Consider the following 12,569-nt stretch of genomic DNA (forward strand, 5'->3'; position numbering starts at 1 on the left):
AAATGAATGTGCTGTTCGCAACATCCGAGGCAGTGCCGCTTGCCAAAACAGGCGGCTTGGGGGACGTAACAGGAGCGCTTCCGAAAGCGCTCCGCCACCATGGCGTCGACGCAAGAGTCATTCTGCCCAAATATGAGGAAATTCCGGAAGCTTATTTAGGGCTGTTCCACCGGATCGCGGAGTTTCACGTTTCTTTCGGCTGGCGAAATCAATATTGCGGTTTGCTCGCGGCAACGATAGACGGAACCGTCTATTATTTGATCGACAATGAATTTTATTTCCGCAGAAGAGGATTGTACGGCTATGGAGACGATGCGGAGAGGTTTGTCTTTTTTTGCTTTGCGGTTATGGAAGCTGCAAGGTATATGGACTTCCGCCCGCAGCTCGTACATTGCCATGACTGGCAAACGGGCCTTATCCCATTTCTGCTTAAGACGAGGTATGCGTTCGATCCCGCGTGGGCGTACGCCAAGTCCATTTTTACGATTCATAATTTAAAATACCAAGGGTTGTTCGGCGTCGATTTGATCAAGGAGCTGACCGGAGCGGGCGATGAAATGTTCTCTGCGGATACGCTTGAATTTCATGGGGCGGCAAGCTGTATGAAAGGCGGCATCGTCTACGCCGACGGTTTGACGACGGTTAGCGAAACGTATGCTCACGAAATTCAAACGCCCTATTATGGGGAAGGGCTTCATGACTTGCTTCGCTGGCGTGGGGGCGATCTGGCAGGCATCGTAAACGGAATCGATGAGGAACTGTTCGATCCCATGAACGATTCCGCTCTGCATACGCCTTATCGCAATTCCTTGTCCAGAAAACGAAAGAACAAAACGGACTTGCAGCAGGAGCTGGGCTTGACCGTTTCGGAGGAAACGCCTCTCATCGGAATCGTATCGCGTCTGGTAGAGCAAAAAGGATTTGATCTCATCGCCGCCGTATTGGATGAGCTGCTTCAGGAGGATGTTCAACTGGCGGTGCTTGGTGCGGGGGAAGAGAAGTATGAGCGGCTGTTCCGGCATGCGGCATCCAAGTACTCTGGAAAAGCCGTGTTATGGCATGGCTACAACGACAGGATGGCTAGGCGGATATACGGGGGCTCGGATATGTTTGTTATGCCGTCCAAATTTGAGCCGTGCGGGTTAAGCCAGCTTATCGCGCTGCGCTATAGGTCGGTGCCTATTGTAAGGGAGACGGGCGGGCTGAGAGATACCGTTTTGGCCTATAATGAATATACTGGTGATGGAAACGGCTTCAGCTTCTTAAATTATAACGCGCATGATTTTTTGCATACTGTCAAAAGAGCGTTAAGCTTGTTCCGTGAGGAGGAAACCTGGAAGCGTATCGTTCAGAACGGCGCCAGGGCGGACTATAGCTGGAGCCAATCCGCCAAAGCGTACGCGGAGCTGTATGCGCGTCTGGTTCCGCATCGAAAGGAGCACGAAAGATGGCCCGTCATCTTGTAATCGGCAACGGTAAGATGCTGCTTAATTTGGACCGTCACTGCTATATTCGCGACATTTATTATCCTTTTGTCGGACAACTGAATCATGTAGGCGGTCATTATTGCCGGTTCGGCATTTGGGTGGAAGGAACTTTCTCCTGGCTGGACGAACCGGAATGGTCGTTTCAACTGGACTATATTGAGGATTCGCTGGTGACGAACGTCACGGCCCGCCATGAACGGCTTGGCGTGGAGCTTCATATCAACGACGGCATTCATCAGCGCGAATGTATTTATATAAAAAGAGTGTCCGTGCGCAATCTTTCGGGCGAGACGAAGGAAGTGCGGCTGTTTTTCCATCAGGATCTGATGATTGACGGCTCGGAAGTGGGCGATACGGCCGTCTATTATCCAGACAATCATACGCTGTACCATTACAAAAGATCGAATTACTTTATGTTCAGCGGCTTCTCCGACGAGGGAGGCATCATGCAATATTCGACCGGGATCAAACGGTTTCAGTCGGCGGAAGGAACTTGGAGAGATGCGGAAGACGGGGTTCTGATGGGCAATACGATTGCTCAAGGCTCCGTGGACAGTACGATCAGCTTCCGTTCCGTAGTGGACGCCGGTTCGGAGAAAACGTTTTATTATTGGATGTCGATCGGACGCAATTTGGAGGAAGTCAAGGAGCTGAATCAGTACGTGCAAGACAACCATCCCGAAAAGCTGCTTAGCCGGATGGTCGTCTATTGGAATCATTGGCTGCAAAGAGCGGAGACGGATCTCGGAGATTTGCCGCCGGAAGTCGTTAAGCAGTTTAGACAAAGCTTGCTGTTGGTAAGGACGCAAGTAGATGAACGCGGTGCGATCCTCGCAGCAACTGACACCGACATTTTGCAATATAATCGGGATCATTATTGCTATATGTGGCCTCGCGACGGAGCGTTGATTGCCGAAGCGATGTCGATGGCCGGCTATCAAAGCGTCATAGCGCCGTTTTTCCATTTTTGCGCGGCGGCATTGTCGCCTGATGGGTATTTGTATCATAAATACAATCCGGACGGAACGGTCGGCTCTAGCTGGCATCCTTATATTGTTCAAGGAAGCAAGCGATTACCGATCCAAGAGGACGAAACGGCGCTGGTTCTCTTTGCGTTATGGAAGGACTATATGCGCAACGGAGTCATTGAGCTGCCGCAATCGCTTTACAGCGGCTTTATTCGGAAAGCGGCCGGGTTTTTGAGCGAGTATATAGAACCCTCTTTGTCGCTGCCGAAGCCGAGCTACGATTTGTGGGAGGAAAGATACGGGATCTGGACGTATACGGCCGCTTCCGTTTACGGCGGGTTGATAGCGGCCTCCTACTTTACGGAACTGTTTGGCGATTACGAGCGGAGCGATCAGTACAAGTCAGCCGCGCATTCGATCAAACAAGGAATATTGGCTCAGCTTTGGGATGAAGAAACGGGACGATTTGCGAGAGGCCTTATTCAAAAGGACAATCGTTGGGTGAAAGATATGACGCTGGAGAGCAGTTTATTTGGCGTTTTGGAGTTCGGGGTGCTGCCCGCGGACGATGAACGCGTTATCCGGACGATGACAGCGATCAAAGAGGGGCTGCGGGTCAAAACGGATATCGGCGGAATAGCGAGATATACGAACGACTACTACTTTCAGCAATCCGGCGATATTGAAAAAGTGCCAGGTAATCCATGGATCATTTGCACCCTATGGGTTGCGGGCTTTGAAATCGATTCGGCTAAGCGGCTGGAACATTTGGAAGGGCCAAGGCGGACGCTTGAATGGGTCGCCTCCCATGCGCTGCAAAGCGGAATGCTCCCGGAGCAGCTTCATCCGTATGACGGATCGCCGCTCTCTGTCGCTCCTCTTACCTGGTCTCACGCAACGGTCGTGCAAACGGTGTCCAAATATGCGGCCAAACATCGCGAGCTTGCGGCTAAACAAGGCTGAACGAGATAAAAACCGGATCGCTTAGAGCGTTCCGGTTTTTTAAGCTTATTAGCTTATTAGGTTACTGGGTTATTATGGCAGCTTGTTGGCTCCTTTTTTGGGATACTGCCGAATATGCTTAATTCTGGAGTCGCCGGTTAGCCGGTTGGAGTTGCCGATCAAAATGCTGGCGGCCGAGCCGGATGCGATAATTTCGATCCATCCGACATGAATGATGGGACATTCGTTAATGCGGTTGACGGTGACGACTTCGCCGGCGTCATAGGCGGGATCGACAAGGACGGGTCTTTGGCGCTCGAACATTTCATAAGACTCGAAGTAAACGTTGCCCGATTTGGCATGGTCTTCCGCTCTTTGTACAGCCAGAGCTTGAAGCTTGGCATCCGTCTCGCCGCGGTCGCCGAACTGCACGCTTCCCGCCGAAGCGGCGCTGATGATGCTAACCGCGCCTACCTGCGACGTCCGGTAAGGATAGGGGCCGCTATTCATTGTTTACGGTCGATTCCCCGAGCGCCGTGCTGGCATCTTGCGGCGAGGGAAGCGGCGCGAGCGGGCCTACAATGACCGATTCAGGCGGCGTGTCGAACATGGAGTACAGATTAACGTAATCGGTATCACCAACCTGCATCATCGAGGCGCTGGATACGCCTAATATTTCGATCTGCCCTACGCAAAGTGAATGATTAGTAACGTTAAAGTTGACCATGGCATTAACCTCCATTTGACGGGCTGCCCGCCTTTAGCTTGCGCACATAAGCCAAAATAGCTGTTTCAGCGTCTCGTCTCGCTTTTGCATATACTTTATCGGCAAGGAGATCGGGAAACAGATCCGAGTGCTCCGTATTATCTTTAACATGTTGTTGCAAATAATAGTGGATGCGAGGAGGCAGCTGCTTTCTGACATCCTCTATAATAATTTTGCGATGATGAGGATCGAGCGGTAGGTTTAATTCCTGCCCATGTTGGATGAGCTGCTGATGCGCCTCCGTATCGAGAAAATAATTCAGCTTCCGGTATATATCCTGGTAAGGCGCCGCCGGCGGCTGGATCGTTTGCGCCGCCGAAGGATAAGTATTGGTCATTCCGTTCCCTCCGCCAATGGAGAGCTGCTCAATGTTATCCGGAACGCTTATTCCGCCCACCCCGTCTCCTTGTCCCGCTTTGGCGCCGGAATCAGGGGCGCTCATTCCGATATTAAGCGTACCGTCGAGCTTCTCTACTTTAAGCTGGTCGAAATGATATTCGATTTTTTCGATATTGTGAGTCGGCCTAGCCTCCAGCTTTTTAAGCTGGCCGCAAATGTCGGCAATGGTGCATTCCAGTTGCTCGATTTGCTGCTGCTGAGCCTTCAGCTTTTGCTGAACCTCATACGACCATGTTTGCCACGGGGACAGCCCGCTTTCATCCTTCATGGATCATTCCCCTTTCCCATCAATGCGTCATCGCTAAACGTTAAACCGGGTTAGGCAGCGGTACAAACGACAGAGGATTATCTTCAACTTCCGCAAGCTCGGGCGCAGGTCCGGTAAAACCTCCCGTATTGTAAAGCTGAGACAACGATCGGATGGAGCCGGCGCTGCCGACTTGAAGCACGGAGCTGTTCGATAAGCTTTCGACGCGAAGATGGTTGATTGTAATGTTTTGATGAATGGTCCAATTCATATCGCGTTCACTCCGTTTCCGATTTCATTGTTGGTATTATCCTGCAAATCCGGATCAAGCGTATTGGTTGCGCTAACTGCGGTATTGGAATTGGTTAAGCTCCCGGTAAGGAATGAGCCGGAACCGGCATAGGTTTTGCTGTTGCTGGACGGAGAAACTTGCACCGTGTCACCAAACTGGACGATGGAGCCTGATCCGACGCTTACGATTTTTACAAAGCCGACAACTGCTGGCATAGGTATCACTCTCCGTTTAGTCGTTTCTCATACATTGTATGCGGCATTAGCCCAGTGGTTACTGACAGCCCAGTGTCTTTGCGGGAGCCATTCGCATATGCTAAGAGGAACGCTGCGGGAGGTGAGACGCTTAAGATGGGGACGAATTGGGATGATCTGGAGAGATGGATGGAAGGTCAGCAGTTGCCGAAAGGGTTTGAAATGCTGCGGGAGCCGGACTGGGTGCAATCCTTTGTGCGGAAAATGATGACAAAATCGATGCCGGAAATAGCCGGCCGCATGACCGGCAATAGCACGGCCAAAACGACGGAGACAAAGCTTCATCTTGGCGTCAAGCTGAAATTACCCTCAGGTTATGACCGGGATTCAATCCGATTGTATGTAAGAGAGGACAGAATACGAGTGGAAGGGCTGCCGAACGGGATGCATGAAACCGTAAAATTGCCAAAGCTCGTCAATCCGCGTATTTGCCAAGCGGTCGTCAAGGACGGCATGCTTCAAATCAAGCTTCGCAAGCGTCCTTTGAGCCGAAAAGTTTTCGAAAGCCATATTTATTGGCATCGGGATTAGAGGGGAAGAGCGGGCCACCAGCGCAGAAAGTAACGGCGAGCGCCGTGTTGCTGCGCTTTTTGTCACGAAATAGACGGTATTTCAAACGATCAATGCTGGATATAGGACAAGGTATCCCTTATAATGGCTATGGAAGTGTACCTATTGAGAGCCGTAAGGGGAGTGTCGCCAGTGTCATTGGTCGATGTAAGCAGCGTGTCTGCCACATTGTTTATATTGGGAGTCGTTTTTTTATTGCTTATTTTCGGTTTGCTAAGTTTCGGCATATTGAGAATGTTTCAGCAAAGGTTCCGTGTAGGCTGGTTATGTTTCGGAGGAGCAATTGTGAGCTTCAGCGTCTTTATGTATATTTTGAATCGATGGTATTTATAAAAACAATTGCAGATACATAATGAACCGGGGGAATGATTTTGGTCTGGACCGTTATTTGGTTTATCGTCAATATGATGTTTGTGGCATCCGCAATCGTTTTTCTTTTTATGCATAGAGCCGTTACGGAGGCAAAGGGACAAGGGGTCGAGGCTGGAAGGCTCAGCGTGCTAATGCGGCGGCGCAAGGTGCTCGCGGTAGTCAGCATTCTTTTGTTTGTCGCTATGAGCGCGAGCTTCATGGCGAACATGATGATCAACGGGTAAGCGAGCTCTCATTGACGAGAGCTTTTTTTTTCGGCATTATGAAGAGACAAACTTATCTATTCGGAGGCTGGACCATGCATACTATGGAAGAAATCGTCGGACGAATGTCAAGCCGGGGACTGCGGGTGACGGATCAGCGCAAGACGCTGGCGAAGCTGTTTACGGATTCGCCGGGCTATTTGTCGCCGAAGGATGTCTATGAATATATGGGCAAAACCTACTCCGGGTTAAGCTTTGATACGGTATACCGCAATTTGCGGGTTATGGAGGAGCTTGGCGTTTTGGAGCAGGTGATGTTTGAAGAGGGCGTGAAGTTTAAGCTTCATTGCCGCGAGGAGCATCATCACCATCATTTGATTTGCCTGCAATGCGGCCATACGTATCCAATCACGTTTTGTCCGATGGAGCAAACGTCGGTGCCGAGTGAATTCCGCGTCGTCAAGCATAAATTTGAAGTGTTCGGCTATTGCAAGGATTGCGAGCAGGAAGAAACGGCTGCCGCGCAGTCATGACTAGCCGGGGAAATAGGATGAAGCGGGTCGTTCAAGCCCCGATTCACTTTTACCGAAAAGCGATATCGCCGTTAAAACCGCCTACTTGCCGGTTCTATCCGACCTGTTCGGCTTATGCGTTGGAGGCGATTGAACGTCACGGTGCGGCCAAAGGAGCTTGGCTCGCGGCAAAGCGGATTGGCAGATGCCATCCGTTTCATCCCGGTGGCTTCGATCCCGTGCCTTGACAGGGCGGGGGCGACTTCGGTATATTTTAGAAAATAAAGAAGTGCCAGCGAATGGATGAGTAAAGCGGGAAGCCCTTTGCAGAGAGCCGGGCAAGCGGTGAAAGCCGGCAAGGGACAACGTTTGAAGATGGTCCGGGAGGCACCGTTTTCGAGTCGGTGACGGAAGAGGTCCGGCAAGGGAGCGGCGTATCGTCTGCGTTACAGGCGCTGCCGTTTTACAGGACGGCGAATGAAGCGGTTATCGCACCGCGCAGCTATGACTCCGTAAATGCGGGCAAGCGGCGGGCGGCAACCGAAAATTGGGTGGTACCGCGTGAGTTTACACTCTCGTCCCATGTTGGACGGGAGTTTTTTGCGTTTTTTTAACAAAATTTGATTCATTTGAAACGAGGGGGACTTAAAAGGATGAGCCAAAAATCTTTTTATATTACAACGCCAATTTATTATCCGAGCGACAAACTGCATATCGGTCACGCGTACACGACGGTAGCGGGCGATGCGATGGCTCGTTACAAGCGGCTGCGCGGATATGACGTACTGTATTTGACAGGCACGGACGAGCATGGGCAAAAAATTGAGCGCAAAGCGCAAGAGACGGGCAAAACTCCCCAGCAATTCGTCGACGATATCGTAGTTGGCATAAAAGAGTTGTGGACGAAGCTGGAAATTTCCAACGACGACTTTATCCGTACTACCGAACAACGCCATAAAGTAGTCGTAGAGAAAATTTTTCAGCGTCTGCTGGAGCAGGACGATATCTACAAAGGCGAATACGAGGGCTGGTATTGTACGCCATGCGAATCCTTTTTTCTAGAGCGCCAGCTGACGGACGGGAAATGCCCGGACTGCGGACGCGCGGTAGAGCTGGTAAAGGAAGAAAGCTATTTTTTCCGGATGAGCAAATATGCCGATCGGCTCTTGCAGCATTATGAAGAAAACCCCGGCTTCATTCAGCCGGAATCCCGCAAAAATGAAATGATCAACAATTTCATCAAGCCGGGTCTGGAAGATTTGGCCGTTTCCCGTACTACATTTGATTGGGGCGTTAAAGTGCCGGGCGATCCGAAACATGTTATTTATGTGTGGATCGACGCGCTGTCCAACTACATTACTGCGCTTGGATACGGTACGGAGGACGGAGAAGCCAAGTTCAAGCAATATTGGCCCGCTGATGTCCATTTGGTCGGGAAAGAAATCGTCCGTTTCCATACAATCTATTGGCCGATTATGTTGATGGCGCTTGATTTGCCGCTTCCGAAAAAGGTGTTTGCCCATGGCTGGCTTCTGACGAAAGAAGGCAAAATGTCGAAGTCCAAGGGAACGGTTATCGATCCTGTCGTTCTGATTGACCGCTACGGTCTTGACGCGCTCAGATATTATTTGCTGCGGGAAGTGCCGTTCGGGGCGGACGGAGCATTCACTCCGGAAAACTTTGTGGAGCGAATCAACTTTGATTTGGCGAACGACCTTGGCAATTTGCTGAACCGGACCGTTGCGATGATCGACAAATATTTTGACGGCAGCATCCCGGCTTTCGGCGGTGTGGTCACCCCATTCGATTCGCAGCTGCAAGCTCTTGCGAATGAGACGGTTGCGGCGGTCGAAGAGGCGATGGAGCGAATGGAGTTTTCCGTTGCCCTCTCCGTCCTATGGCAATTTGTCAGCCGAAACAACAAATATATCGACGAAACGCAGCCTTGGGCGCTTGCCAAAGACGAAGCAAAAAAGGAAGAGCTGGCTTCCGTTATGTATCATTTGGCGGAATCAATTCGTATCGTGTCGATCCTCCTTCAGCCGTTCTTGACGCATGCTCCGCGTGAAATTTGGCGCCAGCTCGGAATCCAGCAAGGCAGCCTGACTGCTTGGGAAAGTACTATTCAATTCGGAAGCTTGCCTGAGGGTACAAAAGTGAGCAAAGGCGCGCCGATATTCCCACGGCTAGAGACGGCGGAGGAAGCAGCCTATATCGCCGCTTCGATGCGTGGCGGGACGGCGCCTTCAGCCGAAACAGCGGTGGCGAAGCCGGATGCAGGAGCAGCGAATGAGGCGGGTCCGGCTCCTTCCGATAAAGAGGAAATTGGGATCGACGATTTCGCCAAGGTGGAGCTTCGTGTCGCGCAGGTTCTTTCGGCAGAGCCGGTTCCTAAAGCGGATAAGCTGCTTAAGCTTCAGCTTGATTTAGGCTATGAGCGCCGTCAGGTTGTATCGGGAATTGCAAAGTTTTACAAGCCGGAGGAACTCGTTGGCCGCAAAGTCATTTGCGTAACCAATTTAAAGCCTGTCAAGCTTCGCGGAGAAATGTCGCAAGGGATGATATTGGCCGCTTCGCACGGCGAGCAATTGACGCTTGCTACTGTGCCGGACGGCATGCCGAACGGCGCCATCGTAAAATAAGTCAGCATGAATGTAAAAAAGCCGTTCCGTCTCCTGCTTTGGGAGGTATGGAACGGCTTTTTTTGGCGTATGGCTGAAAGGGATAGAAAGAATAGTTCTTTGGTTGACAGGTTTCATAGGCAATCGTATAATACTAAAGGTAATCGTAACGATTACTAAGAAGAGAAAATAGAGATGGAGTGCCATTATTTAATGGCGGTTTGGAATGGAGAGTAGACATGAACATACTTAAACATCGAAAGTTTAGAACGGCTGGAATAGCGGCGACGTTGGCTCTTATGCTTCTGGCATCGGGCTGCGGCGGCGATGACAACGCGGGCGGCAGCACCCCTGCTCCGACGGAATCCGCCGTAACGGAAGATAAGACAGAGAAAGGCGTAACGGCACAGAAATTGCGCGTTGTGACCAGCTTTTATCCGCTCTATTATTTGGCGTCCGAAATCGGAGGAGACTATGTATCGGTCGACAATTTGATTGCCGCCGGAGTTGAGCCTCACGACTGGACTCCAAAAAGCAAAGATTTAAGCGTAGCCTCGAATGCAAAATTGCTGCTTTATCATGGCGCTGGGCTGGAGCTGTGGGTCGATCAGTTCCGCAAAGGTCTGTCTAAGGAAAGCAATGTTGTGATGAAAGAAATGAGCGCAGGCGTTTCGCTCATGACTGGTGAGGCAGAATCCCATCAGCACGAGCATCATGGAGACGAAAGCGGGGATCATCACAATGTGGATCCGCATACGTGGGTAAGTCCCAAATCCGCTTTAATTTTGGCGGACAATGTCCGGCTTAGTCTCGTAGAGGCGGATGCGGCCAACGCTGAGCACTATGAAAAAAATTACAAAGCTTTAAAGGATAAATTGATTGCGCTTGATGAAGCTTACACCTACGAGCTTGCAGCGGTGAAACAAAAAAATATGGTCGTTTCCCATCAGGCGTTTGGGTATTTGGCAAGGGATTACGGGCTAAATCAAGTATCCATTATGGGCCTCAGTCCCGATGCCGAGCCGCGCGCGCAGGATATAATGAAAATCGCCAAGTTTGTGAAGGACAACGAAGTCCGCTATATTTTCTTTGAAGAATTGGTGTCGGATCAACTGGCCAAAATGTTGGCGAACGAAGCCGATGTGCAAACGATGGTGCTTAATCCGCTGGAAGGGCTGACGAAAGAGCAGCAAAAAGCGGGAGAAACGTATTTGTCGCTCATGGAGCGCAATTTGAAAAATTTAATTACGGCATTGCAATAAAGCGAATGATCGGAGCTGTTTCAGCTCCATTTTTGCTGTAAAGGAGTGGGCGTATGCTTCCGAACAATGAATGGACAAAGACAGCTCCAAGCTGTCATAACGAAGTGATAAGCGTAAACAATGTTTCCTTTTCCTATCAGCACAAACAAGTGCTCTCCGAGGTCAGCTTTGGCGTCAAGGAGCGGGACTTTATCGGCTTGATAGGGACAAACGGAGCGGGCAAAACAACGCTTCTGCGCATGATTGTTGGCCTATTGAAGCCAAGCGAAGGCGAGATTCGTCTGTTTGGACAACCCCTCAACCGTTTCAAAGACTGGGATCGCATCGGCTACGTTCCGCAAAAAAATGCGCTTAATCCGCTGTTTCCCGCTACAGTCAAAGAAGTGGTGCTCTCCGGCTTATACGGCCGCAAAAAATGGTTTCGCCGAGTAACGAAGGCGGATCATACAAAAGCGGTGGACGCAATGGAGGCGATGGGCATTCCCGATCTGGCGGAAAAAAGAATCGGGCAGCTGTCGGGCGGCCAGCAGCAGCGGGTGTTTTTGGCGAGGGCGCTTATTAACAATCCTTCGCTGCTCATTTTGGATGAGCCGACCGTAGGCATCGATGCTGAAACGCAAGAAAGCTTTTTTCATATGATCAAACATATGCATCAGCATCACAATATGACGTTTCTGATGGTCTCACACGACATGGATATGATCCGCGGCTACTTGGGCGAGAAGCCCGCCTCAAGCGCGGGCAAGCTGAATTTTTATATCCGGCATTCGCATGATACGCAAAACTGCGTCGAAAACAATTTGGCGCACAGCTTAAAAGGGCTTAGGAAGCAAATGGAGAGCGAGAGAGAGGTTGTTGGCGTTGGAGATCGTAACTAGCGAGTTTTTTCAGAGGGCGCTCATTGGAGGCCTGTTGATTGGCGTCACCGCTCCACTTATGGGCTTTTTTCTCGTTTTGCGCAGATTGTCCATGATCGGCGATACGTTGTCCCATGTGGCCATTGCGGGAGTAGCGCTCGGTTTTTTGATCGGCGTATACCCGATTGCCGTCGGACTGGTGTTTGCCATTGCCGCCTCCTTCGCCATCGAGAAGCTGCGCAAAGCATATAAAACCTATGCGGAGCTGTCTCTCGCCATCATTATGTCTGGAGGCATTGCGCTTGCTTCTTTGCTCTTTACAATCGGAGAAAGCTTCATGGATGTCAACAGCTATCTCTTCGGAAGCATCTATACGCTAGATAATTCGGATTTGTTTGTTATCGGGGGAGTTACGGCGGTTGTTCTTATCGTAATCGGCCTACAGGCGAAGGAGCTTTTTCTGCTCACATTTGACGAAGAAGCCGCTTCGGTCAGCGGCTTGCCCGTGCGTTTTTATAATGTTATGATTAGCGTGCTTACCGCTCTTGTCATCAGCGTCGCCATCAAAATTGTAGGAGCACTGCTTGTTTCGGCCTTGCTTACGATACCCGCGGCATGCAGCCTTATCATTGCCCGAAGCTTCAAACAAAGCGTCATAACGGTTGTGCTCATCGGCGAGTTTGCCGTTGTTGCCGGCCTTCTGGCTGCGGGCGTTTGGAATTTGGCGCCGGGCGGCACGATTGTATTGCTGCTGATCGCCATGCTGCTTCTTATGCTTTTGTTTCGGCGCGGATTCCGAATGGGCGGCTAATGCCAG

17 protein-coding genes are annotated in these 12,569 nt (G+C 50.7%); 12 read left to right on the forward strand and 5 right to left on the reverse strand.

Annotated elements, in window-relative coordinates; translation table 11 throughout:
• Positions 1-2 precede the first annotated feature (2 nt).
• Entirely contained in the window at positions 3-1,466 is a 1,464-nt protein-coding gene (gene glgA, locus ACFQZE_RS02030; protein ID WP_379353128.1) for a glycogen synthase GlgA, read from the forward strand.
• Positions 1,448-3,418: a glycoside hydrolase family 15 protein gene (locus ACFQZE_RS02035; protein WP_379353130.1), complete on the forward strand. Its 1,971-nt coding sequence runs from the start codon at positions 1,448-1,450 to the stop codon at positions 3,416-3,418. Before glgA ends, ACFQZE_RS02035 begins: the two co-directional genes overlap by 19 nt.
• A 72-nt stretch (positions 3,419-3,490) precedes the next feature.
• Here ACFQZE_RS02035 and ACFQZE_RS02040 read toward each other — a convergent pair whose 3' ends face one another.
• From ACFQZE_RS02040 to ACFQZE_RS02060, 5 genes are read right to left on the reverse strand one after another with little or no spacing between them, the layout of a single operon-like run.
• Entirely contained in the window at positions 3,491-3,907 is a 417-nt protein-coding gene (locus tag ACFQZE_RS02040) for a spore germination protein GerPE (protein ID WP_379353132.1), read from the reverse strand.
• The gene (locus ACFQZE_RS02045) at positions 3,900-4,124 is read right to left on the reverse strand and encodes a hypothetical protein (protein WP_379353134.1); all 225 of its coding nucleotides are present in this window, start codon (positions 4,122-4,124) and stop codon (positions 3,900-3,902) included. Before ACFQZE_RS02045 ends, ACFQZE_RS02040 begins: the two co-directional genes overlap by 8 nt.
• A 4-nt stretch (positions 4,125-4,128) precedes the next feature.
• Entirely contained in the window at positions 4,129-4,830 is a 702-nt protein-coding gene (gene gerPC / locus ACFQZE_RS02050) for a spore germination protein GerPC (RefSeq protein ID WP_379353136.1), read from the reverse strand.
• A gap of 40 nt (positions 4,831-4,870) precedes the next feature.
• Positions 4,871-5,080, reverse strand: coding sequence for a spore germination protein GerPB (locus tag ACFQZE_RS02055; protein ID WP_379353138.1), 210 nt, complete (start codon positions 5,078-5,080; stop codon positions 4,871-4,873).
• Entirely contained in the window at positions 5,077-5,316 is a 240-nt protein-coding gene (locus ACFQZE_RS02060; RefSeq protein ID WP_379353140.1) for a spore germination protein, read from the reverse strand. The genes ACFQZE_RS02055 and ACFQZE_RS02060 overlap by 4 nt, the downstream gene beginning before the upstream one ends.
• Before the next feature lie 135 nt (positions 5,317-5,451).
• Here ACFQZE_RS02060 and ACFQZE_RS02065 point away from each other — a divergent pair, with 135 nt between their 5' ends.
• The 10 genes from ACFQZE_RS02065 to ACFQZE_RS02110 all read left to right on the forward strand — a co-directional run bounded on the left by ACFQZE_RS02065 (position 5,452) and on the right by ACFQZE_RS02110 (position 12,563).
• Complete coding sequence (locus tag ACFQZE_RS02065) at positions 5,452-5,886, forward strand: Hsp20/alpha crystallin family protein (protein WP_379353142.1); 435 nt, start codon at positions 5,452-5,454, stop codon at positions 5,884-5,886.
• Between the two features lie 171 nt (positions 5,887-6,057).
• On the forward strand, positions 6,058-6,258 hold the full coding sequence (locus ACFQZE_RS02070; RefSeq protein ID WP_379353144.1) for a hypothetical protein: 201 nt from the start codon (positions 6,058-6,060) through the stop codon (positions 6,256-6,258).
• 32 nt (positions 6,259-6,290) lie between these two features.
• The gene (locus tag ACFQZE_RS02075) at positions 6,291-6,521 is read left to right on the forward strand and encodes a hypothetical protein (RefSeq protein WP_379353146.1); all 231 of its coding nucleotides are present in this window, start codon (positions 6,291-6,293) and stop codon (positions 6,519-6,521) included.
• A 74-nt stretch (positions 6,522-6,595) separates the two neighbouring features.
• The gene (locus ACFQZE_RS02080; protein WP_379353148.1) at positions 6,596-7,033 is read left to right on the forward strand and encodes a Fur family transcriptional regulator; all 438 of its coding nucleotides are present in this window, start codon (positions 6,596-6,598) and stop codon (positions 7,031-7,033) included.
• Between the two features lie 17 nt (positions 7,034-7,050).
• Positions 7,051-7,260, forward strand: a complete 210-nt coding sequence (gene yidD, locus ACFQZE_RS02085; protein WP_379353150.1) for a membrane protein insertion efficiency factor YidD — start codon at positions 7,051-7,053, stop codon at positions 7,258-7,260.
• Between the two features lie 156 nt (positions 7,261-7,416).
• Positions 7,417-7,626, forward strand: coding sequence for a hypothetical protein (locus tag ACFQZE_RS02090; RefSeq protein WP_379353152.1), 210 nt, complete (start codon positions 7,417-7,419; stop codon positions 7,624-7,626).
• Positions 7,627-7,665: 39 nt separating this feature from the next.
• The gene (gene metG / locus ACFQZE_RS02095) at positions 7,666-9,654 is read left to right on the forward strand and encodes a methionine--tRNA ligase (protein WP_379353154.1); all 1,989 of its coding nucleotides are present in this window, start codon (positions 7,666-7,668) and stop codon (positions 9,652-9,654) included.
• Between the two features lie 218 nt (positions 9,655-9,872).
• Positions 9,873-10,895, forward strand: a complete 1,023-nt coding sequence (locus ACFQZE_RS02100) for a metal ABC transporter solute-binding protein, Zn/Mn family (RefSeq protein WP_379353156.1) — start codon at positions 9,873-9,875, stop codon at positions 10,893-10,895.
• Between the two features lie 53 nt (positions 10,896-10,948).
• Complete coding sequence (locus ACFQZE_RS02105) at positions 10,949-11,773, forward strand: metal ABC transporter ATP-binding protein (protein WP_379353158.1); 825 nt, start codon at positions 10,949-10,951, stop codon at positions 11,771-11,773.
• On the forward strand, positions 11,757-12,563 hold the full coding sequence (locus ACFQZE_RS02110; protein ID WP_379353160.1) for a metal ABC transporter permease: 807 nt from the start codon (positions 11,757-11,759) through the stop codon (positions 12,561-12,563). The genes ACFQZE_RS02105 and ACFQZE_RS02110 overlap by 17 nt, the downstream gene beginning before the upstream one ends.
• Positions 12,564-12,569 lie beyond the last annotated feature (6 nt).

The organism is Paenibacillus sp. GCM10027627 (genome assembly GCF_042675505.1).
In the GTDB taxonomy this organism is placed as follows: domain Bacteria; phylum Bacillota; class Bacilli; order Paenibacillales; family Paenibacillaceae; genus Pristimantibacillus.